The 20,996-nt window shown below is 57.6% G+C and carries 22 protein-coding genes and 1 tRNA gene; 13 read left to right on the top strand and 10 right to left on the bottom strand.

All coding sequences use genetic code 11. The annotated features are described in order from the left end of the window. Positions 1-30: 30 nt before the first annotated feature. Both AC2FNR_RS22355 and AC2FNR_RS22350 read right to left on the bottom strand, forming a co-directional pair. A complete protein-coding gene (locus AC2FNR_RS22355) occupies positions 31-315 on the bottom strand; it encodes a sll1863 family stress response protein (RefSeq protein WP_353391507.1) in 285 nt (94 codons plus the stop codon). A gap of 50 nt (positions 316-365) precedes the next feature. Next, positions 366-866, bottom strand: a complete 501-nt coding sequence (locus tag AC2FNR_RS22350; protein ID WP_170416161.1) for a Dps family protein — start codon at positions 864-866, stop codon at positions 366-368. 210 nt (positions 867-1,076) lie between these two features. Between AC2FNR_RS22350 and AC2FNR_RS22345 the strand changes: the two genes are divergently transcribed. Continuing rightward, a complete protein-coding gene (locus AC2FNR_RS22345) occupies positions 1,077-1,295 on the top strand; it encodes a hypothetical protein (protein ID WP_152456637.1) in 219 nt (72 codons plus the stop codon). A gap of 701 nt (positions 1,296-1,996) precedes the next feature. Here AC2FNR_RS22345 and AC2FNR_RS22340 read toward each other — a convergent pair. From AC2FNR_RS22340 to AC2FNR_RS22325, 4 genes are all read right to left on the bottom strand, one after another. Beyond that, positions 1,997-2,073, bottom strand: a tRNA-Arg gene (locus AC2FNR_RS22340). Between the two features lie 64 nt (positions 2,074-2,137). After that, on the bottom strand, positions 2,138-3,520 hold the full coding sequence (locus tag AC2FNR_RS22335) for a sensor histidine kinase (protein ID WP_348539070.1): 1,383 nt from the start codon (positions 3,518-3,520) through the stop codon (positions 2,138-2,140). Positions 3,521-3,538: 18 nt separating this feature from the next. Then, positions 3,539-4,957, bottom strand: coding sequence for a dihydrolipoyl dehydrogenase family protein (locus AC2FNR_RS22330; protein ID WP_496851553.1), 1,419 nt, complete (start codon positions 4,955-4,957; stop codon positions 3,539-3,541). Between the two features lie 4 nt (positions 4,958-4,961). Beyond that, the gene (locus tag AC2FNR_RS22325; RefSeq protein ID WP_496851551.1) at positions 4,962-5,693 is read right to left on the bottom strand and encodes a TVP38/TMEM64 family protein; all 732 of its coding nucleotides are present in this window, start codon (positions 5,691-5,693) and stop codon (positions 4,962-4,964) included. Between the two features lie 296 nt (positions 5,694-5,989). Here AC2FNR_RS22325 and rpmH point away from each other — a divergent pair, with 296 nt between their 5' ends. The 12 genes from rpmH (at position 5,990) to AC2FNR_RS22265 (ending at position 16,467) form a co-directional block, all read left to right on the top strand. Continuing rightward, complete coding sequence (gene rpmH / locus AC2FNR_RS22320) at positions 5,990-6,124, top strand: 50S ribosomal protein L34 (protein ID WP_005980833.1); 135 nt, start codon at positions 5,990-5,992, stop codon at positions 6,122-6,124. Between the two features lie 26 nt (positions 6,125-6,150). Next, complete coding sequence (gene rnpA / locus AC2FNR_RS22315; RefSeq protein ID WP_170755597.1) at positions 6,151-6,573, top strand: ribonuclease P protein component; 423 nt, start codon at positions 6,151-6,153, stop codon at positions 6,571-6,573. Then, positions 6,570-6,806, top strand: coding sequence for a membrane protein insertion efficiency factor YidD (gene yidD / locus AC2FNR_RS22310; RefSeq protein WP_170356651.1), 237 nt, complete (start codon positions 6,570-6,572; stop codon positions 6,804-6,806). The genes rnpA and yidD overlap by 4 nt, the downstream gene beginning before the upstream one ends. Positions 6,807-6,837: 31 nt before the next feature. Next, positions 6,838-8,454: an acyl-CoA dehydrogenase family protein gene (locus AC2FNR_RS22305; RefSeq protein ID WP_496851548.1), complete on the top strand. Its 1,617-nt coding sequence runs from the start codon at positions 6,838-6,840 to the stop codon at positions 8,452-8,454. A gap of 44 nt (positions 8,455-8,498) precedes the next feature. Next, positions 8,499-9,392: a tRNA 2-thiocytidine(32) synthetase TtcA gene (gene ttcA / locus AC2FNR_RS22300; protein WP_496851547.1), complete on the top strand. Its 894-nt coding sequence runs from the start codon at positions 8,499-8,501 to the stop codon at positions 9,390-9,392. Between the two features lie 70 nt (positions 9,393-9,462). Next, a complete protein-coding gene (locus AC2FNR_RS22295; protein WP_496851545.1) occupies positions 9,463-11,004 on the top strand; it encodes a putative bifunctional diguanylate cyclase/phosphodiesterase in 1,542 nt (513 codons plus the stop codon). A 123-nt stretch (positions 11,005-11,127) separates the two neighbouring features. Continuing rightward, positions 11,128-12,957 (top strand): membrane protein insertase YidC, encoded by a 1,830-nt coding sequence (gene yidC, locus AC2FNR_RS22290; RefSeq protein WP_170356655.1) that lies wholly within the window; start codon positions 11,128-11,130, stop codon positions 12,955-12,957. Next, positions 12,954-13,691 (top strand): MOSC domain-containing protein, encoded by a 738-nt coding sequence (locus AC2FNR_RS22285; RefSeq protein ID WP_480870073.1) that lies wholly within the window; start codon positions 12,954-12,956, stop codon positions 13,689-13,691. The genes yidC and AC2FNR_RS22285 overlap by 4 nt, the downstream gene beginning before the upstream one ends. Continuing rightward, positions 13,688-14,341: a ribosome biogenesis GTP-binding protein YihA/YsxC gene (gene yihA / locus AC2FNR_RS22280; protein WP_496851543.1), complete on the top strand. Its 654-nt coding sequence runs from the start codon at positions 13,688-13,690 to the stop codon at positions 14,339-14,341. Before AC2FNR_RS22285 ends, yihA begins: the two co-directional genes overlap by 4 nt. Before the next feature lie 60 nt (positions 14,342-14,401). Further along, entirely contained in the window at positions 14,402-15,265 is an 864-nt protein-coding gene (gene argB, locus AC2FNR_RS22275; RefSeq protein WP_496851541.1) for an acetylglutamate kinase, read from the top strand. 21 nt (positions 15,266-15,286) lie between these two features. Beyond that, entirely contained in the window at positions 15,287-15,973 is a 687-nt protein-coding gene (locus tag AC2FNR_RS22270; protein ID WP_496851539.1) for a ferredoxin, read from the top strand. Then, a complete protein-coding gene (locus tag AC2FNR_RS22265) occupies positions 15,970-16,467 on the top strand; it encodes a SixA phosphatase family protein (RefSeq protein WP_496851537.1) in 498 nt (165 codons plus the stop codon). Before AC2FNR_RS22270 ends, AC2FNR_RS22265 begins: the two co-directional genes overlap by 4 nt. Before the next feature lie 46 nt (positions 16,468-16,513). Here AC2FNR_RS22265 and AC2FNR_RS22260 read toward each other — a convergent pair whose 3' ends face one another. From AC2FNR_RS22260 to AC2FNR_RS22245, 4 genes are all read right to left on the bottom strand, one after another. Next, positions 16,514-17,305, bottom strand: coding sequence for an amino acid ABC transporter ATP-binding protein (locus tag AC2FNR_RS22260; protein WP_269149621.1), 792 nt, complete (start codon positions 17,303-17,305; stop codon positions 16,514-16,516). A 12-nt stretch (positions 17,306-17,317) separates the two neighbouring features. Then, the gene (locus AC2FNR_RS22255; protein WP_353394382.1) at positions 17,318-18,616 is read right to left on the bottom strand and encodes an amino acid ABC transporter permease; all 1,299 of its coding nucleotides are present in this window, start codon (positions 18,614-18,616) and stop codon (positions 17,318-17,320) included. 2 nt (positions 18,617-18,618) lie between these two features. After that, positions 18,619-19,851: an amino acid ABC transporter permease gene (locus tag AC2FNR_RS22250; RefSeq protein WP_170356662.1), complete on the bottom strand. Its 1,233-nt coding sequence runs from the start codon at positions 19,849-19,851 to the stop codon at positions 18,619-18,621. Between the two features lie 126 nt (positions 19,852-19,977). Beyond that, positions 19,978-20,994, bottom strand: a complete 1,017-nt coding sequence (locus tag AC2FNR_RS22245) for an amino acid ABC transporter substrate-binding protein (protein WP_170356663.1) — start codon at positions 20,992-20,994, stop codon at positions 19,978-19,980. Positions 20,995-20,996 lie beyond the last annotated feature (2 nt).

Raw genomic sequence — 20,996 nt, 5'->3', positions numbered from 1 at the left:
ACGACACGAGCTTTGTTCACAAACACAGCTCTACGAGAACCGGTCGGCCGCTTTTTTCAAAGCACTCTGCATATCGCCCCATGCAGCCTCGTAGCCCTTTTTGACATCTTCCCAGGCCTCGTCGCTAGTCGACTTCAAATCATTCAGTTGAGCCTCTGCGTCAGATCTTGCCTTGTAGAGCTTGCTGAGCTGCTCCTCGAGCTCGAGTTTGGCGTCCGCTTCGGCCACCTTCAGCTTGGCTTCGAGAACATCAATCTGGGCATTCCAACTATCCAGTTGCAGCTGTGCCTTTTTCTCGTACCCAACACGTGTCATCGTTTTTCCTTTCTTCGCAAACCTTGGTTCAAATCGAGGGGAGCCGCCAATTAGGCCGCAACAATTGCCTTGAGCATCCAGACAGCTTCCTCATGCTTCGCCATCCTGGCGTTCATCAGATCCTCTGTAGCTCCATCGCCATAACGGGCTGCGGTCGCGGCAGTCTCACGCAGGTTCCGAGCAATCGCTTCGTTGTCTGCGACCAATTGTTTGATCATGCCCTCTGCATCTTTAACCGTCTCTTCTTCGGTCAGCTTGGCTTGGCTAACCATGTCCGTGAACGAGATCGGTGCCACCTGACCCAACGCACGCACACGCTCGGCCAATTCATCCGCAGCTTCGAACAGGTCGCGATACTGACGCTCTGTTAGTTCATGGATCGGCAGGAATAGCGGGCCCACGACGTTCCAATGTGTGCCTTGTGTTTTCACCATCAGGACCATGGTATCGGCCAGTACTTCCGTCACCGCGTTGGCGATCCAGGCGTTCTTGTCGATGCCTGTGTCGTTGGTTTCTTCCTGAACTTCAGACTTTAAGACTTGCTGTATCATTTTCACTCCGTTTCGTTGCTTGCGGAGTAAACCTAAGAGCGATTCATAAAGTTTCAAATAAAATCATATACTTAATTTAGGTATCCGACACATCATGGGGCGCTTCATGATCCTGGGTATCCGGCACAACATGCCAAGATTGATGTAGACACACAGGCCCATTGCCATACATGCTTGGAGTAACTGACGTAAGCTACTGAGGTCATGCCAGTGTCTGATCAAAATCGACCGCCAAAGCGCACGGAAAAACTGCAACTGATGCTCGACCTCGAAGAGCTTAAAGCCATTGATGATTGGCGGTTCGAGAACAGACTGCCATCCAGAGCGGCCGCCATTAGAGAACTCATCCGCCGCGGTCTGATTTCCAATGAGTTTGAGGAACCACCTACTGATGCGCCTTCCGGTGAGTTTCGTGTTGTGGACGAGTGAAAAGACTATTCGCAGAACATCCCAGCGAAGTCCCAGTAAGGTTCGCTGTATCGCGCGCTCGGTTTTTTTGGATACCGCATAATGCTCGATCTTCTTTCAAAGAAACTGTGTCCGCTTCGGGCTCTTTGCGGTCATACACTGCGCTGTTCACGAACGTCGGGTATGCTGATGAAACCTGCCATTTGGCTCCTTGGTAGACTCAGTTAGTCGACATGGTGTCGTTGCCTGGAGAGGGAGGGAAAGATGGAGAACAATCGATGTCAATTACTGCCATCACACCGAAACGCCCGCCTTGGAACAAAGGTCGCCTGACAGGCCAGAAACGCGCGCTTCTGGCGAAGCAGGTCTGGGCTGCGCAGGTTGAGGCAGTCGGTTAGCGACTTCCGTAGTACAGTTTTAGTTAACCTGCTAACAGTATGGTTTTTGGGGCGCGCACAGACCGCGCACTCTCGCGAAAAGTCCTCCTGATATACGCCCAGAACTTCAAGGGCTTTTTCCCTAACAGTGAAACCGAGTTTTCGGATACTTATCAAAATGTACGAAGAGAGTTCTTCGGCAGCAGCCCAGCGGACCGGAGAGATGTAGTGAAAAATAGGGAATTTCACCCAGCGCAGTTGCCTCAGAGTTGCCTTAGGGCGCAACACCCCAAAATAGTCAAGAGGTCGATGCGCCTCATGATTTTGTTTTTACAGGAAAACCAGTGGCGGACCGAGGAGGATTCGAACCCCCGACCCCTTGATTCGTAGTCAAGTACTCTATCCAGCTGAGCTATCGGTCCGCGTTGGTGAGGCGGTGTTTAGACCCGGCGTTAGATACGTGCAAGCCGATTCTGCAAAAAAAAATCAAAAAGTCACGTCGCCCCGTGGGAGACGGATTTCAAAGGTCGTTCCCATCGGTCCGGTTTCGGATAACAGCAGATCTCCACCGTGTCCGCGCACCAGCTCCTGCGAAATCGCCAGACCAAGCCCCGATCCTCCTTTGCGCACGCCCCCCTGAAATGGTGTAAACAGGTTTTCACGGGCCTTGGGTGGAAGACCGGGACCGGTATCTTTGACCTCGACGCACCAGCTGTTCTCATACTCACAGCCCGAAATCGTGATTTTCCCGGGCTTACCCGACGCCACAAGTGCCTGACGGGCATTTCGGACTAGGTTCATGATAACTCGGAAAATCTGTTCTGGGTCTGCTCGCGCAACCAAATCTTCAGGCAAATCGTTTCGGATCTCAACGCAAGCGTCCGCCACAGCCAACTGTTCGCTGGCTACGACGTCATCGGCGATAGTATGCAGGGGGACCATCGTCAAAGTCGGCGCAGGTTCCTCAGCCCGGCCAAACGCGAGCGTCCCTTCACAGAGAGAGACAGCACGGGTAATCGAATTCACCAGTTTAGGAGCCATACGGCGCACAAGTGGGTCATCACTGGATTCGATCCTGTCCGTGAACAGCTGAGCCGACGTCAGAATATTCCGCAGGTCGTGGCTGACCTTGGCCACCGCACCACCAAGTTGAGCAAGGCGCTCGCGTTGCTTCAGAGCCTGGGTTAGTTCGGTCTGCAACTGTTGCAGCGCCTCTTCCGCCTCGCGCAGCTCGGTTACCTTGGAGTTGGGGGAAATGATCCCCCGCGCGTCTTCGGGCGCACCCGCGTAGCGCTGCATGTATCCGACGACGCCCTTAATCGGACGAACCAGAACCACCCGCACGGCAAGGAACAAGAAAAACGCAGTAATGATTGAGATTACAAAGGACAGGCCAAGTATCCGCAGGCCGTAATCCGTCATCGCCATGTGTAACGGCTTGCTGTCAGTGGTCACCTCGATCAACAAACCCGCCCCTTTGACAGGTTCTCCGATCACTCGGATGATCTCGTTTTCCGGCGTGAACAGGCGCGCCACGGCGTCGCGGATCAAAACCCAGGGGGTCGCGTCACGCAGATCAAATGTCTTGATGATCTGTTGGGGGATTGGCGAGGACAGCATCAGTTGCCGCACCTCATCGCGCCGCAGTACGACGTTATAGACGCCCGCATTGGCCAGCAGTTCGGCCTCAAGATCATCGGCTAGCATGTCATCTGCCAGCAGCGCCAGCGACGCAATTTGGGCGCGTTCAAGCCGGTTGAGCAGAAAGTCCTCGCGAAACCGTGCAATCGAGGGGACAAAGATCAGGATCTCGGCCAACATGACGAAGACCGTGGTCAGGATCAGAAATCGGCCCGACAACGAGTTCACTTTGCACTCTCCTCCCAGTCAGGGCATCCAGCGCTGGACGAACCTGACCACTCGTTTAACTGTCTGATTCTCAAACAGCCTTGGCGAGAAATAGGCACCTGCCACGCGTTTGTTAAGCTCTCCGATCGTCGGATAGGGCGAAACCATCGCGGCTATCTGTCCCATCTTGAGGTTATTAACCAATGCCAAAGACCACAAGTTGATCAATTCACCCGCCTGATGGCCCACGATTGTCGCACCCACCGGGCGCCCTTTTACAACCATGACCTTAATGAAGCCTTTCGTCTTGCGCTCAGATATGGCGCGGTCGTTGTGGTGATAATCAAAGCGCGCGATTTCCATCTTGTCGCCATGTTGGTCGCGGGCCTGCGCTTCGATCAGGCCGACCTGAGCCAGTTCGGGGTCGGTATAGGTGGCCCATGGTATATGCGCGTTTTTCGCCTTGGAGGGCAGACCAAATAGCGCAGACCGGATGATGATGCCCGCGTGATAGCCCGCGACATGAGTGAATTGCAGTCCGCCCGCCACATCGCCGATGGCATAGACTTTCTTATTTGTGGTGCGCAGCGCGTCATCCACCTTGATACCGGTGCGCGTAGGTTCGATCCCCGCCGCCTCAAGGTTCAGCCGGTCAGTATTGGCTTTGCGCCCCGCGGCCAACAACAGGTGCGAGCCCGAGTAGATCTGGCCGGTCTCGGTCACAACCTCGACCTTGCCGTCCGCGCCGCGAATCTGTGCGACCATGGCTTGCTCGTGAATCTCGACACCTTCGGCGCGCAACGAGTCCAGCACGATCTCTGCCGCCTCGGGGTCGTCCTTGCCCAGCGCCTGCATCCCCTCGATCACGGTGACTTTGCAGCCCAGACGGATATGGGCCTGCGCCATCTCCATCCCGATCGGGCCGCCGCCGATGATCAGCAGATGCTCGGGTTTGTCGCGCAGATCGAAGATCGTCTCGTTGGTATAATAGGGCACCTGATCCAAACCGGGGATCGGCGGCACCAACGGCGACGAGCCGGTCGCAATCACCACCCGGCGCGCGGTGATCAGATGATCGCCGGCCTGCACCTGCGTGGGCGACACGAAGTGACCATATTCGCGGATCACTTTGACGCCGAAACCTTCGAACCGTTCCTGACTGTCCATCGGCTCAATCTGCGCGATCACATCATGCACGTGATCCTTGGCGGCGGCATAGTCCACCTGCGGCACCACATCGGCCACGCCCAGCGCGGATGAATGCGCCTGCCCATAAGCCGCCTTACCGCTGGCGATCAGCGCCTTCGAAGGCACGCAACCAAAGTTCAGGCAGTCTCCACCCATCTTGTGACCCTCCAGCAGGATCACATCCGCGCCCATCTGGCTGGCCCCGGCCGCAACCGACAGGCCACCCGACCCGGCGCCGATCACCAGGATATCCGTCTTCAATTCTTGCATAAGATCAGGCGTCCTTTTTGCCGCGCACAGCTTTGATAACGATGGGCAATGCCGCCAGTACACACAAGCCAATGATAGGCCCAATCACGAACGGCTCCCACAACAAGGACACATCCGGTGTTTCGCCCCGATCGAACACACCACCCAGGCCAACGCCGATCCAAGTATAGACGATGCCGCCCGGAATAATGCCCAGCGCGGTGGTAAACAGGAAGTTACGGAACTTCACCCCCACCAGTGCCGGCACCAGATTTGCAACAAAGAAAGGCACCACCGGTACAAGGCGCAACAGGAACAGGACCGAGATTTCGTTCTCGCGAAGCCCGTCCTTCAGCTTTTTGACCGTTCCTTCCGAGGACTCCAGTTTCGCTGTCAGAGACTCTCCTAACCCCCAGCGCGCCGCCAGAAAGATCGCCGATGCGCCGATGGTGGCCGCGAAAACGTTGAACACGGTACCCGCAAACAGGCCAAACAGGAACCCGCCTGTCATCGAAGCCACGGCGGCACCGGGCAATGAGAATGCGACGATCACGATATAGATCGCCACGAATGCAACTGCCATGGCCCAATAATTCGCATCCCGCCACGCCAGCAGGGATTCGCGATTGTCGCGCAGGGTCTCAAAGGTCAGGTAGTCGCCCAAAGTGAAGAACCCCGCCACGGCTACGGCAAGAATCACCAACAATGGAATATGGCGCGCAAGCCCGCTACGGGGGGCCTGAGTTGTATCGCTCATGTCTGTGTCCGGTTTTGTGCGTTTCATCTACGCTCAACATGCGACGTCGCGCAGCGCTGCAACAGGGGCCTCACGCCGCCTTGATGTTTACGGTAGGGAATGTGAGGGTTTCAGGCGGCAAAACCGTCAAATTGAAACTTTTCAACTGTGGCGGTTACAGAATTGTTGCAAAAGGCGGCAAAACCCCCACCTAGGGGTTTGACTTACCCCCCGCCACCCAGTAGAGGACGGGCTTCGAACACTAGGGCAAGGCGAATCTGCGCCGCACCCGACCGCTATAGATTGGAGACGGAGCGATGAAACGCACCTATCAGCCTTCGAACCTGGTTCGCAAACGCCGCCACGGTTTCCGCGCGCGCATGGCCACCAAGGCCGGCCGCAAAATCCTGAACGCACGTCGCGCACGCGGCCGCAAGTCGTTGAGCGCGTAAGCCGCTCGACCCTTCAGGTTATGAACATGACGCCGCCGGAGGCCCCTGAGGATGGTTCACACCAGCCCAGCAAGCCTCCGGCGGCGTCCGTTTGTGTGTCTGAACCTTTGATCATCCTCAAAAAGCGATCCGATTTCCTGAAGGCCGCCCGCGCGCGGCGGCAGGGGACGTCGTCGATGATGGTGCAGGCCCGTAAACGCGCCCCGGACGAAGCATCGGGGATTCGCGTGGGCTTTACCTGTTCTAAGAAAGTCGGAAATGCCGTCGCCCGCAATCGCGCCAAACGCCGTCTGCGCGAGGCTGCGCGCGCCGTTCTGCCGGTTCAGGGTCACGACGGCTGGGATTACGTCCTGATTGGCCGGGCCGAGGTCACGGCGGATCGCGCCTTTGAGGCGCTGCTGGGCGATCTGCGCTATGCGCTGCGCAAAATCCATAGTGAACGGAAATGACCCTGCTGGCGCGTGTCTTTGCCCTGCCCGTCAAGGCATACCGTCTGATCTTCAGCCCTTGGGTCGGGCATAATTGCCGCTATCAACCCACCTGTTCTGCCTATGCGTTGGAGGCGTTGGAAAAGCACGGCGCCATCAAGGGCGCATGGCTGACCGCGCGCCGCATTGGCCGATGCCATCCGTGGGGTGGCACGGGCTATGACCCGGTGCCCGACGATACCGACGAGGGTTGACCGCGCGCGACCCCGGCCTGACACTCGGCCCATGACCACACGCGCCCGCGACACCCTGCCGACACATGACGTTCTGAACCAACCGCCCGAGCGCGGCGATATCGACCTCTGGACTTCGGACCCGGTACTGCAAGGGTGCGTGAACCGCGCGAAGGGGCGCGTTGACCCGCTGGCGGCCTATGGGCGTGCTCTGGGAACAGCCCAAACCCAAGAGGCCGCGCACGATGCGAACCGGAATGCCCCGGAACTACGCCTGTTCGATACCGGAGGGCGGCGGTTGGACGAAGTGCGGTTTCACCCCGCCTATCACCAGTTGATACAGCTGAGCCAAAGCGCCGGATACGCCGCGCTGCCGTGGGATAGTCAGCCCGGCGGTCATGCAACCCATGCTGCAATGGTCTATATGGCCAGCCAGATCGAGCCCGGCCACTGCTGCCCTCTGACAATGACCTATGCGGCGGTGCCTGTGTTAAAAGCCGACGCCAATATTGCCCAGCGCTGGGTGCCTAAACTGACCGCGCATACTTACGATCCCGCTATCCAGCCCATAGCGCACAAGCACAGCGCCACGCTGGGCATGGCGATGACCGAGAAACAGGGAGGCTCAGACATCCGCGCCAATACCACCACCGCCACGCGGGACGGTGATCATTGGCGGTTGCACGGGCATAAATGGTTCTGCTCGGCCCCGATGTCGGACGGGTTCCTGACGCTGGCGCAGGCCCCGGGCGGGCTGACTTGTTTCCTTGTGCCACGCTGGCTGGAGGGCGAGCGCAACGCCATCCATCTGATGCGCCTGAAAGACAAGCTGGGCAATCGTGCCAACGCCTCGGCCGAGATCGAATATCACGACGCTCTGGCCTATCAACTGGGCGACGGAGGCGCGGGCATTCGCACGATCCTTGAGATGGTGCATCACACACGGCTTGATACCGCGATGGCCCCCGCCGGGCTGATGCGCGCGGCCCTGTCCTCGGCGCATCACTGGGTCAGTCACCGCAGCGCCTTTCAGCGCCGCCTGATCGACCAACCTCTGATGCGCGCCGTGCTGAGTGATCTGATTCTTGATTGGGAGGGCGCGCTGACCCTCGGGATGCGCGTTGCGCAGGCTTTTGACGGGCAAACCCCCGAGGACCGCGCCTTTGCCCGTATCGGCGTGGCGCTGGCCAAGTTCCTCAACAACAAACGCTGCCCCGTGGTCGTAGTCGAAGCGATGGAGGTTCTGGGCGGCATGGGGTACGTCGAAGATACGCCCCTTCCCCTTCTCTACCGCGAGGCACCCCTGAATGGCATCTGGGAGGGATCGGGCAATGTGATCTGCCTTGATATCCTGCGAACGCTGGCACGTGAGCCTTTGGCCGCCGAGGTTTTGCAGGCCGAACTGGAGACCGCGCGCGGCGCAGACCGCGCTTATGACGCGGCCTTGCAAACCTATCGCGACCAATGGCCCGGCCTGCCCTCTGAACCCGAGGCGCGCTGGTTTGCTGAACGTACCGCTCTGCTGCTAACGGCTTCGCTACTGTTGCGCAACGCCACATCCGCCGTGGCCGACGGGTTCATCGCGACGCGCCTGACAGGTGACAGCGGGCGGGTGCCCGGATCAGTACGGGGGCTGGACACAGATGCCTTGCTCGCACGGATGGGCTAAGCGTCACCCTTGCCCGGTTGCGCCAACTATTGTAGGGGCTGCGCATGTTTGACGAAGCTGACGATATCCACCCGCTCTTTGCCGGCGCGCCTTCGACCACCGAATTCAAGAAGCTGCGCAAGCGCATTGTGCGCCAAACTCGCGAAGCCATCGAGCAATACGGGATGGTGGACCCGTCGGCCCATGACAAAGACGGCAAGCCTCCACGCTGGTTGGTCTGCCTGTCAGGCGGCAAGGACAGTTATTCCCTGCTGGCAGTGCTGTATGAGCTGAAATGGCGCGGTCTTCTGCCCGTCGATCTGCTGGCCTGCAATCTGGATCAGGGGCAACCCGGTTTTCCCGCCACTGTCCTGCCCGAGTTTCTTGAACGGATGGGCGTACCCCACCGGATCGAATATCAAGACACATATTCTATCGTGATGGACAAGGTACCACAGGGCCGCACCTATTGTGCACTTTGCTCGCGTCTGCGCCGTGGCAATCTCTATCGTATTGCGCGTGAGGAAGGCTGTTCCGCCGTCGTTTTGGGGCACCACCGCGACGACATCCTCGAGACGTTCTTCATGAACCTGTTCCACGGCGGACGTCTGGCCACGATGCCGCCGAAACTGGTGAATGAAGAAGGCGACCTGTTCGTGTTCCGCCCTCTGGCACATGTGGCCGAAGCCGATTGCGAGAAATTCGCCAACGCAATGAGCTACCCAATCATCCCCTGCGATCTGTGCGGCAGTCAGGACGGGTTGCAGCGTCAGCAGGTGAAACAGATTATCGACCAGTGGGAAAAGAACAGCCCCGGTCGGCGACAAGTGATGTTCCGCGCTCTGACAAACGCGCGGCCGTCTCATCTTTTGGACCCAAAATTGTTTGATTTCGCAGGGCTTTCTTTAGAACCCGGCGAAAAAGGCAAAATTGCTGACGAAATTCCACATCTGCGTTAACGTCTGACTCAGATTGCTTTTCTAGGGTTGACCACAGCGTGCGACGCCCAAGAAAAAGGCCCGTAATCTGATGTGGAAAAATATCTCTGTCAGCAGAGTTCTGAATGTCCTGACAACCGTACTCAGCGGCCCTCAGGCCTTGGCTTTCATCCCTGCGATCAGCCTCGCTGCCTTCTGGATCGGCGGGGAACGCGCCCTGGTCATCGTGGCCCTGTCCCTACCGGTTCTAGTAGCAATCATCCTGACGGCTGCAGATACTGCTAAGTCACACGCAGACCGAAGCGAAGCCAACGGCCTTAAATCTATCGGCAGTTTCGCCTCGGAAATCGAGGGGTTCTATCAAACGGCGCGCAATATCCGCGAAGAATCCGCCTGCCTGATCGTCGCTTTGGACAACTTCGACGAATTTATTGATCTGCACGGGAATGCGGCGGCCAACCATATGGCCGAACAATTCTGTGCCCGCGTTTTATCTGCCATCCGTGCGCAGGATATTGCCACGCAGCTGGACCCGCACAAGATTGCCATCGGGTTGCGGCCGTCAAAGCACCTTGACCTTGAGGCTTGCATTCAGATGTCCGGTCGTATCCAATCTGCCATTGAAGAGCCCTTGACCCTCAATGGTTCTGGAATCTACGTCTCATGCTCGATCGGGTTCAGCTTGCTAACCTCTTTACGCGACGACGGATTTGAGACTTGGATCGACGCAGCCTCATCCGCGCTGGAAGAGGCGCAAAGAAATGGTTCCTCGACTATACGCGCTTATTCCAACGAAACGCGTCGTCGATCGCGCATTCGTGCAAATTTACGTAAAGAGTTCGACGCGGCTCTGGACAGCGGAGAAATCCGTCCATGGTTCCAACCGCAAGTCTCGACCGATACGGGACGCGTGACCGGATTCGAGGCGCTGGCCCGGTGGGAGCATCCGCAAAAGGGCGTGCAGGGTCCGAATATCTTCTTACCCTTCGCTGAGCAGGCCGAGCTGATGGAACGGTTTGGTCAGGCCATGCGCCACCACGCGTTCACAGCGATGCAAAAATGGGATCGCGCCGGGGTTATAGTGCCGCGGATCGGGATCAACTTTTCATCGGACGAGTTACGGGATCCTACACTCATTGATCGGCTAAAATGGGAGTTGGATCAGAATGATCTGACCCCGGACAGATTGGCCGTCGAAGTGCTTGAGACAGTGTTTTCTCGCAGACCGGATGACGTGATCACCCGCAACGTGACAAGTATGTCAAAGCTGGGCTGTTGCATTGACCTTGACGATTTCGGTACAGGTCATGCCTCGATCACGTCGATCAAACGTTTTGACGTCTCGCGCATCAAGATTGATCGTTCTTTCGTGACAAAGGCGGACAAGGACGCCAGCCAGCAGCAAATGGTCAGTGCCATTCTCACAATGGCGGAACGGCTGAATTTGGAAACTCTGGCTGAAGGTGTGGAAACTCCGGGAGAGCATGCATTGATGGCCCAGTTGGGATGCGATCACGTTCAGGGTTTTGGGATCGGAAAACCCATGCCATTCGAAAAAACGCTGGACTGGATCGCAGCGCATCAGAACAAGGTGAATGGAGTTCCCAAGATAGGGCGGCAAACTGGCTCTTGATCGGCCAATTCCGCATGAAAAACCCAATCCGCGACGGTTTGACGGGCGAATCCGCTTGACCTTTGGGGCTGCACTCTGTTGAACCCACCGGGTGTGTTTCACTGCTTAAGGTGGCTGTCCCAGATGGACGATCAGAATAAGAATCTCATCCTCGCAACCGCGCTCAGCTTTCTCGTGATCCTTGTTTGGTTCGTGCTGTTCCCACCGCCGGAACAAACCGCGCTGCCCGATCAGGCTGAAATCAGCGCCACCGACGCGACCGAGGTTCAGACGCCCAGCGCCACAAACGCCGGCACGACCGGTGAGGCGACAGCTGCTGCAGAAGAAACGCTGCCCGATGCCGAAGCACCACGCATTGTGATCGACACACCTCGTCTGGAGGGCAGCCTCTCCCTGTCAGGTGGCCGCATCGATGAGCTATTCCTGAAGGATTACAAAGTCTCGATCGAAGAAGGCGCGCCGATTGTGGAACTGCTGTCCCCGGTCGGATCGGAATCGGCCTATTATGCGCTGTACGGCTGGGCACCTGGCGCAGGTGTTGCAGGCACCGATGTCCCGGGCCCGAACACGTTGTGGACTTTGGAAAGCGGTGAGACGTTGGGCGTCGACACGCCGGTCACGCTGAAATGGGACAATGGCAACGGCCTGACCTTCCGCCGCACAATCTCGGTGGACGAAAACTATATGTTCGACGTCACCCAATCGGTGGAAAACAACACGCAGGCCGAGGTGGGCATGGCCCCCTATGGCATTCTGGCCCGCCACGGCATCGGTGAAGACGGTGACCTGCCCGACCTGAAGAATTTCTTCATCCTCCACGAAGGGGTCATGGTTATGGCCGACGGCGTGCTGGACGAGATCGACTATGGCGACGTCCGCGACTTTGACATCGACCCGAACGAACGCGCTCAGGCCGAGGTGTTTCAGGTCAAGGAAGGCGGCTGGGTCGGCTTCACTGATCACTACTGGATGACCACTCTGATCCCCGAAGAAGGTGCGACCTTCAAGGCTGCTGCGAAATACGACGCCCGCCGCAAGATTTATCAGACCGAGACAGTCCTGCCCACACTGACCGTCGCCCCCGGCGCGACAGAAGAAGTGACCACCCAACTGTTCGCAGGCGCAAAGGAATGGGAAACCATCCGTGAGTATCAAGCCGAAGGCGTACAGAAGTTTATCGATAGCATCGACTGGGGCTGGTTCTATTTCCTGACCAAGCCGATCTTCTGGCTGCTGCACAACATCAACGTTCTGATCGGCAACATGGGCTGGTCTATTATCGGCCTGACCCTGATCATCAAGGCGATCCTCTTCCCGCTGGCATTCAAATCCTACGTCTCGATGGCGAAGATGAAGGAACTGCAGCCGCAGATGGAAGCCCTGAAAGAGGCCGCTGGTGACGACCGCCAGAAGATGCAGCAAGGCATGATGGAGCTGTACAAGAAGGAAAAGGTGAACCCCGCCGCAGGTTGTTTGCCGATCCTGATGCAGATTCCGATCTTCTTCTCGCTGTATAAGGTGATCTTTGTCACGATCGAACTGCGTCAGGCCCCGTGGTTTGGACCATTCCAGGACCTCAGCGCGCCCGACCCAACCTCGATACTGAACTTCTTTGGCTGGCTACCGTGGGCCGGTCCGCAGCCCGATACACTGATGGCGCTGATCTTCATCGGTATTCTGCCGCTGTTGCTGGGTGTTTCAATGTGGCTGCAGCAAAAGCTGAACCCGGCACCAACTGACGCGACCCAAGCGATGATCTTTGCGTGGATGCCGTGGGTCTTTATGTTCATGCTTGGCAGCTTTGCCAGTGGCCTGGTGGTCTACTGGATTGCGAACAACACGATTACATTTACCCAGCAATACCTGATCATGCGCAGCCAGGGCTACAAGCCGGACGTGTTCGGAAACATAAAGTCAAGCTTCAAACGAACACCGAAGACGGATGACAAATGACAGGTGAAGTAACCAACCTCTGGCGACATCCGATCAAAAGCCATGGCCGCGAGGCCGTGCAGACCGTCACTTTGAACCCCGGGCAAACCATGCCCGGGGATCGTGTTTGGGCCGTCGCGCATGAAGCGTCGAAAACGGATGGAACCGAATGGGCACCTTGTGTCAATTTCAGCCGCGGTGCCAAAGCACCGTCGCTGATGGCAATCTCGGCCCGTACCAAAGGTGATACGGTCACACTGACCCATCCCGAACGACCCGAGCTGCACTTTCAGCCCGACACGCAACAAGATGCCTTTCTGGATTGGGTCAAGCCGCTGATGCCTGCGGATCGTGCGGCCTCGGCCCGCATCGTCCGAGTGCCTGGACGAGGGATGACGGACAGCGATTTCCCTTCGATTAGCCTGTGCAACATGGCCACGCATCGCGCGGTCGAGCAGAAGTTGGGGCAAGAACTTTCCCCAGTACGCTGGCGCGGCAATATTTGGTTCGACGGGCTGCCCCTGTGGGAAGAATTCGAATGGCTGGGCCGCGAAGTACAGATCGGGCAGGCTGTGTTGCATGTCCGCGAGCGTATCACCCGATGCCTTGCGACGACTGCCAACCCCGATACAGGTGCGCGTGATGCCGATACTTTGGCGGCGCTCAATACCTGGGATCATCAGGATTTCGGTGTTTACGCCGAGGTGATAAGGGGTGGCGAGGTCAAAACCGGTGACAAGGTTCAACTGCTATGACCACCCTGCCCTTTCCCTTAGCCGAAACACCGGATGAGTTCGCGCAAGAGCGTGGCCGCAAACTGTTTGCCGGCGAATCCGAGTTTGTCAAAGGCGTGGTCGCCATGAACGGCTTACCCGCGCCAGACCGGCTAGAGGTGTGTTTTGCCGGGCGTTCGAATGTGGGCAAGTCCAGCCTGATCAACGCGCTGACCGGCACCAAGGGATTGGCGCGTGCCTCGAACACGCCGGGCCGCACGCAAGAGATCAACTTTTTCACCCAAGGCCCCGAGTTGTATCTGGTCGACCTGCCCGGCTATGGCTTTGCCAATGCGCCGGTCAAGGTTGTCGAAAAATGGCAGCGGCTGCTGAAACAATACCTGAGCGGACGTCAAACACTGCGCAGGGCCTTTGTTCTGATCGACTCGCGCCACGGGGTGAAGCCTGTCGATGCCGAGATCATGAAGCTCCTGGACACCAGCGCCGTGACCTTTCAATGCGTGATGACCAAGGCCGACAAGGTCAAAGCCAACGAGCGCGAAAAGGTTCTGGATCAGGTACGCGGAGCGCTGTCGAAACACCCTGCCGCCTTCCCTGAAATCGTGCTGACCTCGTCGGAAAAGGGCGACGGGATTCCCACGCTGCGCTCTATCATTGCGCATCTGGAATAGCTTGCCCCTTGGCAGCACCGGGCAAAGGCCCTAACACGGAATGCCAGAGGGACAGCAGCCATGAAGACAAGAGATATGAACCGGGACTGGATCGCCACCGCAGCCACCTTGAATAGCGCTTTGCCGTATCTGCAGCGTTATGACGATGCCATTGTCGTCATCAAGCTGGGCGGACACGCAATGGGCAGTGACGAGGCGATGGAAAGCTTTGCCCGCGACGTCGTGCTGATGCGTCAGGTCGGTGTGAACCCGGTGGTCGTCCACGGTGGCGGCCCGATGATCAACGCGATGCTGGGCAAGCTGGACATCCAGTCCGAATTTGTAGGCGGCAAGCGTGTCACCGACAAAGCCACCGTCGAAGTGGTCGAGATGGTCCTGTCTGGCCTTGTGAACAAGCGCATCGTCCAAGCAATCAACGATCAGGGCGGAACAGCCGTGGGCCTGTCTGGTAAGGACGCCAATCTGATGGTCTGCGATCAGGCCGATCCGGCTCTTGGCTTTGTAGGCTCTCCGGCGGACATGAACCCGAAAATCCTGCACGACTTGTTTTCGCATGATGTGATCCCAGTGATCGCGCCACTGGGTGCAGACCGGAACGGAGAGACGCTGAACGTCAATGGCGATACCGCCGCAGGCGCGATTGCCTCGGCGCTGAAAGCGGATCGCCTGTTGCTGCTGACCGATGTTTCGGGCGTCAAGAACGCTGCGGGCGAAGTCGTAACCGAACTGAAGGCCGGTCAGATCCGCGAGATGACCATGGAAGGTACGATCGCAGGCGGTATGATCCCCAAGACTGAAACGGCGCTGGATGCTTTGCACAGCGGCGTACGGGCGGTGGTCATTCTGGACGGTCGCGCGCCCAACGCGGTGCTTTTGGAACTGTTTACCGAACACGGCGCAGGGTCACTGATCCGCCCCGACTGAGCCCCCCACAGCGGAGAAGAGATGACGCGACAAGCCCCCGCCTCAGCCTATAAAGCGGCTATCAGCTATGGCTGGGTGGGACGTGTCGCGCATCAGGCCGGGTTAATCACCATGGGCGCGACCCATCCCCGTATCAGCGGAGCCAAGGGACTGGACGGTGGCACTCTGGTTCTGTTGGGCGCGGGGCCAGGCTTTTGGCCGGTCCTGAAAGCGGCCCCGGAATGGAACGGCCCCGATCCTGTCGACCGGTGGTCAACCCGCGTAATCCGACAGATGGCACGTGATCTTGGGGCCGAAGCGCATTTTCCCTTCGGTGGACCACCTTATGCTCCTTTCATCGACTGGGCGTTGAAATCCGGGCGCACTTTCAGCAGCCCGGTGGGCGCGCTGGTGCATGACACCGTCGGTATGATGATCTCATACCGGGGCGCGCTGCATTTCGCACAGGAGTTCGAGATACCCGAGGCGGTAGCACCCTCGCCGTGCACCACCTGTGCCGCGCCCTGCACCTCGACCTGCCCCGTGGGCGCGTTGAACGATCAGGAATTCTATGACGTGGGCGCATGCCATGCGCACCTCTCCACAGACGAGGGCCAAACCTGCATGACCGGAGGCTGCCTTGCACGTCTGTCCTGCCCTGTCAGCGCCGGCGCCAATCGCGACCCCGAGCAGTCCGCCCATCATATGAAAGCGTTCCACCCATCATGAGCCTGACTCTGATCCTTACCCGCCACGCAAAATCCAGTTGGGGCGATCCAACGCTCGAGGATCATCACCGCCCCTTGAACAAACGCGGCCGGAAATCTGCACGCGCCATTGGCAGGTGGTTGAATGAACACGGATGGACGCCGGACGAAGTAATCAGCTCTACGGCAATCCGGACGCGTGAAACATGGGATCGCATGGGGCTGCAAGCCGACAGGATTTGCTTTCACCGCGCACTATATCTAGCCGAACCCGAAGACATGCTGATTGAACTGTCGGGCGCGACGCAGCCAACGGTCATGATGCTAGGCCACAACTCGGGCATATGCGAGTTCGCCCGCCGGATCGTTCGTCGTCCCCCAGATCACCCACGTTTCTTGGATTACCCGACATGTGCGACAACCGTGATCCAGTTTAGCATCAAGGATTGGGCAGATATCGACTGGCGAAGTGGGGATGTTATGGGCTTCATCACACCGCGCGAGCTGCTGGAATAGAAAAAGGCGAGGCCAAAGCCCCGCCCTCTCCCAGATTTCAACTGGATCAGTGACCCAAAATCTGACTGAGGAACAGCTTGGTCCGTTCGCTCTGCGGGTTGTTGAAGAACTCTTCGGGTTCGTTCTGTTCCACGATCTGACCGGCATCCATAAAGATCACGCGGTTGGCGACCTGACGGGCAAACCCCATCTCGTGTGTGACGCACAGCATGGTCATGCCTTCCTCGGCCAGTTCGATCATGGTGTCGAGCACCTCTTTGATCATCTCGGGGTCCAGCGCCGATGTTGGTTCATCGAACAACATGATCCGCGGCATCATGCACAAGGACCGCGCAATCGCCACACGCTGCTGCTGACCACCAGACAATTGGCCGGGATACTTCAGCGCCTGATCCGGGATTTTCACCTTTTCCAGGAAATGCATTGCGCGCTCTTCGGCTTCTTTCTTGGGCGTCTTGCGCACCCAGATCGGGGCCAGCGTGCAGTTTTCCAGAATGGTCAGGTGCGGGAACAGGTTGAAGTGCTGGAACACCATACCAACCTCGGACCGGATCTTGTCGATGTTTTTCAGGTCATTCGACAGCTCGGTTCCGTCCACGACGATCGTGCCCTGCTGGTGTTCCTCCAGCGCGTTCAGGCAGCGGATCAGGGTGGATTTTCCGGAACCGGAAGGCCCCGCGATCACGATCCGCTCGCCCTGATTGACGGTCAGATTGATGTCGCGCAGCACGTGGAAAGACCCGTACCACTTGTTCATGCCGTTGATTTCGATGGCGACCTCGTCGCTCACCTGCATCTTCGAGCGGTCGATTTCGCGTTCAATTGCAAGTTCAGACATGTGTTGAACTCCTTAACGATGGTCCGTGGCAAGGCGACGCTCGAGCCACTGGGAATATTGAGAAATGCCGTAGCAGACGACGAAGAACAGAAGCGCGGCAAAGCCCAGAAGCTCCCAATAGACGCCGTTCCATTCGGTTGACGCCAGGATGGGCCCCCGGATCATGCCCACCAGATCGAACATCGAAATGACCGAAACCAGTGTGGTATCTTTAAACAGGCCTACGGCCACGTTCACGATACCAGGGATCGAGATCTTCAGAGCCTGCGGCAGGATGATCAGGCGCATCGCCTGCGGGTAATCCAAACCAAGGCTATCTGCTGCCTCGTACTGCCCACGTGGAAGCGCTGCCAGACCGCCCCGGATCACCTCGGCGATATAAGCGGCCGAGAACATGGTGATCATGATCACCACGCGCAGGAACAGGTCGACCGTACTGTCAGGCGGGAAGAAGTAGGCCAGCATCACCGAAGCCACGAACAGCAGCGTGATCAAAGGCACGCCACGGATGAATTCGATGAAGATGACACAGACCCATTTGATCAGCGGCATTGACGACTGACGACCCAGCGCCAAAGCGATCCCAAGCGGCACTGAAAGCGATACGCAGGTCAAACCCAGCATCATGTTCAGCATAAAGCCACCCAGATCACGGCTTGGAACGGCGGTGAGCATAGCACCTTCGTTTGCACCTTCCGGGATCAGAGCCCCACCGATATTCCAAACGATCAGAGCCACCACTATCGCGCCAAAGAACCCAGCGGCAAAGCTGTTACGGCCAAGTTTCTGGAAAACGACACCCGCGGCAACAAAACCAAGCAGCGCCACGATTGGAACCAGAATGCTGCCACCCCAAATCAGCCAGAAGGCGATGAAGGGATACAGCGCCGTGAACACCAGAAGTTTGCGCGGCAGGTCAAAGAACAGAACCGGCGCTAGCGCCACCAGCATAAGCACAAAGGCCAGATTTGGGCGCCAATAAGCTTCTGCAGGGTATTTGAACCCATAGATCAACTGATGCCAGCGTTCGGTCAGAACTGCAAAGCACGCACCGGTTTTTCCATCCAGAATCTCGCGGCATTGAGCAAGCGAGTCCGCGTTCCACACGCCGTTCAAAATCCATGGCAACGTGTTCTTGAGAAGAACATAGATTAGCAAGATGGATAGAACTGTCAGTATCGTGTTCGTGACGCCCGAGAACAAGTTCTCGCGCAGCCATTTGACAATACCCGTCTGGTTTGCCGGCGGTGGAGAAGGAGGAATAGTTCCTTCAGCCACAAAGGCGATCGGGTTTGTTGTTTGATCAGCCATGCTCAGCGCTCCTTCAACTTGACGGATGCGTTGTAGATATTCATCACCATCGAGATCATCAGAGAGGCTGTCAGATAGAACAGCATCAGCAGCAAGACGCATTCAATCGCACGACCCGTTTGGTTCAACGTGATACCGCCCAGCGTCGCAGTGATGTCCGCGTAACCCACCGCAATCGCCAGAGACGAGTTCTTGGTGATGTTGAGATACTGCGAAATCAGCGGCGGGATGATGACCCGCAAAGCCTGAGGCAAGATGACCAGATTCATGATCCGACCCTGACGCAGACCCAACGCGGCGGCGGCCTCTGTCTGACCTTTCGATATCGCTTGGATACCCGCCCGGACGTTTTCCGCGATGAAGGCACCGGTGTAGATCGACAATGCGAACCAAAGCGCAATGAGCGGACCACCGACCTTAATTCCTCCGCTGAAGTTAAAGCCTTTCAGCGCCGGGACATCCCAAGTCAATCCCATCAAAACCATCAACAGAGCAAACGGTACCAGCCAAACTGCCAGCTTGACGACCAGGGTTTTGGGCCGTTCGCCGGTTTGCTCTTGCTTCAAAGTGGCACGTTTCTCGATTTCACGAGATCCGAACCAGGATCCGATCAGAACCACGACAACCAGCAGCCAATTCAAGACCGTCGCGCCAAACAAGCCGTTTGTAAATTCTGGGCGGGGAATATAGACGCCACGGTTGGTGAAGGCGAACAAATCAAACAGCATGCTTGAAGTCGGGTTGTCGCCTCGGAAAGCCCGCGGCCCCGGCAAAACTGCCGTCATGATGGTGAAAATGATGATGATCCAGATGAGAACCGGAATATTCCGGAATATCTCGACATACACCGCCATCAGCTTGGAAACGAGCCAGTTGTTCGACAAACGCAGCACACCTGCGATTACGCCAAACACTGTGGCCGTAATACATGCCAAAAACGCAACCAAAAGGGTGTTCAGAATACCGACGACAGCCGCTCTTCCGTGCGAAGACTGGCTGTCATACTCGATCAGTCGCTGGTTGATGTCATACCCGGCCGGGTCGCCCAGGAATGTGTAGGAGATATTGAGCCCCGCGGCCCGAAGGTTCTGGATCAGGTTATTACCCAGATACCAAATACAAAGCGCAATGACGATTGCCGCAATCACCTGGAAAGTAAGTGAGCGATAGCGGGTATCGTTTATGAGCATAGACAACCGAAAGTCAGCTTTCGGTGGGTCAGTCATAGTCGACATATTATGGGATCCCCGTGCTTTTCGGACGCTTCCTTCCCGGCAGGGTTTTCCCCGCTCCCGAGCAGTCCGTAGCATTCTGTTTTGGAAAAAGGGCGCAGGTTAACCCCGCGCCCTTTTCAATGGATTTTAGCGGAACGGCGGCGAGTACAGCAGGCCGCCATCGGTCCACTGTGCGTTCAGACCGCGTGCCAGACCGATTGGAGTTTCTTCGCCGATGTTCTGCGCGAAGACTTCGCCATAGTTGCCGCCCGATTTGATCGCTTTCATAGCCCAGTCGGCATCCAGACCCAGCATCTCGCCCAGAGTACCTTCGGTACCCAGCAGACGGTTCACTTCCGGGTTGTTGGTGCCAGCGGCCATCTCGTCGATGTTGGCTGAGGTCACGCCCAGCTCTTCAGCCGAGATCAGCGCGTTCAGAGTCCAGCGGACAACGTCGCCCCACTCGTGATCGCCATGACGGACCAGCGGGCCCAGCGGCTCTTTCGAGATGATTTCGGGCAGCAGGACGTGCGCCGACGGATCTTCAAATGTGGCGCGGGTTGCGGCCAGACCAGATGCGTCGGTGGTGTAAACGTCACATGCACCAGCCAGATACTGCTGCTGCGCTTCAGCGTTGGTTTCGATCGGAACCGGCTCGTAGCTGATGTTGTTCGAGCGGAAGAAGTCCGCCAGGTTCAGCTCGGTGGTGGTGCCGGTCTGGATGCAGACGGTTGCGCCGTCCAGTTCCTTGGCCGAGCTGACGCCCAGCGCCTTGGGAACCATGAAGCCCTGACCGTCGTAGTAGTTTACGCCCACGAATTCGAACTTCAGGTCCACGTCGCGGCTGAACGTCCACGTGGTGTTACGGGCCAGCATGTCGATCTCACCCGAGGCCAGCGCAGTAAAGCGGGTTTTACCAGTTGTCGGAACAAACTCGACGGCGCTTGCATCGCCCAGAACGGCTGCTGCGACAGCACGGCAGACCGCAACGTCAAAGCCTTTCCATTCACCATTTGCATCGGGTGCAGCAAAGCCAACCAGACCGGTGGTTACACCGCAGTTCAGCTTACCGCGCGCTTTAACATCATCGACAGTCCCCGCTGTCGCTGCGCCTGCAGCCAGGCCGGCAACGGTCGCCACGCCCAAAATTACGGATTTTTTCATTT

This window comes from Ruegeria sp. SATB045 (assembly GCF_059613525.1).
Note: the sequence above shows the minus strand (reverse complement) of the source record. Positions and strands in the feature narration are given on the sequence as shown.

Excerpts from the sequence above, each read along its gene's own strand:
- AC2FNR_RS22305 (WP_496851548.1), top strand. The coding sequence starts at position 6,838 with ATGACCACACGCGCCCGCGACACCCTGCCGACACATGACGTTCTGAAC.
- ttcA (WP_496851547.1), top strand. The coding sequence starts at position 8,499 with ATGTTTGACGAAGCTGACGATATCCACCCGCTCTTTGCCGGCGCGCCT.
- yihA (WP_496851543.1), top strand. The coding sequence starts at position 13,688 with ATGACCACCCTGCCCTTTCCCTTAGCCGAAACACCGGATGAGTTCGCG.
- yidD (WP_170356651.1), top strand. The coding sequence starts at position 6,570 with ATGACCCTGCTGGCGCGTGTCTTTGCCCTGCCCGTCAAGGCATACCGT.
- AC2FNR_RS22285 (WP_480870073.1), top strand. The coding sequence starts at position 12,954 with ATGACAGGTGAAGTAACCAACCTCTGGCGACATCCGATCAAAAGCCAT.
- AC2FNR_RS22350 (WP_170416161.1), bottom strand. The coding sequence starts at position 866 with ATGATACAGCAAGTCTTAAAGTCTGAAGTTCAGGAAGAAACCAACGAC.
- rpmH (WP_005980833.1), top strand. The coding sequence starts at position 5,990 with ATGAAACGCACCTATCAGCCTTCGAACCTGGTTCGCAAACGCCGCCAC.
- AC2FNR_RS22250 (WP_170356662.1), bottom strand. The coding sequence starts at position 19,851 with ATGTCGACTATGACTGACCCACCGAAAGCTGACTTTCGGTTGTCTATG.
- yidC (WP_170356655.1), top strand. The coding sequence starts at position 11,128 with ATGGACGATCAGAATAAGAATCTCATCCTCGCAACCGCGCTCAGCTTT.
- AC2FNR_RS22265 (WP_496851537.1), top strand. The coding sequence starts at position 15,970 with ATGAGCCTGACTCTGATCCTTACCCGCCACGCAAAATCCAGTTGGGGC.
- argB (WP_496851541.1), top strand. The coding sequence starts at position 14,402 with ATGAAGACAAGAGATATGAACCGGGACTGGATCGCCACCGCAGCCACC.
- AC2FNR_RS22355 (WP_353391507.1), bottom strand. The coding sequence starts at position 315 with ATGACACGTGTTGGGTACGAGAAAAAGGCACAGCTGCAACTGGATAGT.
- AC2FNR_RS22255 (WP_353394382.1), bottom strand. The coding sequence starts at position 18,616 with ATGGCTGATCAAACAACAAACCCGATCGCCTTTGTGGCTGAAGGAACT.
- AC2FNR_RS22245 (WP_170356663.1), bottom strand. The coding sequence starts at position 20,994 with ATGAAAAAATCCGTAATTTTGGGCGTGGCGACCGTTGCCGGCCTGGCT.
- AC2FNR_RS22270 (WP_496851539.1), top strand. The coding sequence starts at position 15,287 with ATGACGCGACAAGCCCCCGCCTCAGCCTATAAAGCGGCTATCAGCTAT.
- AC2FNR_RS22260 (WP_269149621.1), bottom strand. The coding sequence starts at position 17,305 with ATGTCTGAACTTGCAATTGAACGCGAAATCGACCGCTCGAAGATGCAG.
- rnpA (WP_170755597.1), top strand. The coding sequence starts at position 6,151 with ATGACGCCGCCGGAGGCCCCTGAGGATGGTTCACACCAGCCCAGCAAG.
- AC2FNR_RS22325 (WP_496851551.1), bottom strand. The coding sequence starts at position 5,693 with ATGAGCGATACAACTCAGGCCCCCCGTAGCGGGCTTGCGCGCCATATT.
- AC2FNR_RS22330 (WP_496851553.1), bottom strand. The coding sequence starts at position 4,957 with ATGCAAGAATTGAAGACGGATATCCTGGTGATCGGCGCCGGGTCGGGT.
- AC2FNR_RS22295 (WP_496851545.1), top strand. The coding sequence starts at position 9,463 with ATGTGGAAAAATATCTCTGTCAGCAGAGTTCTGAATGTCCTGACAACC.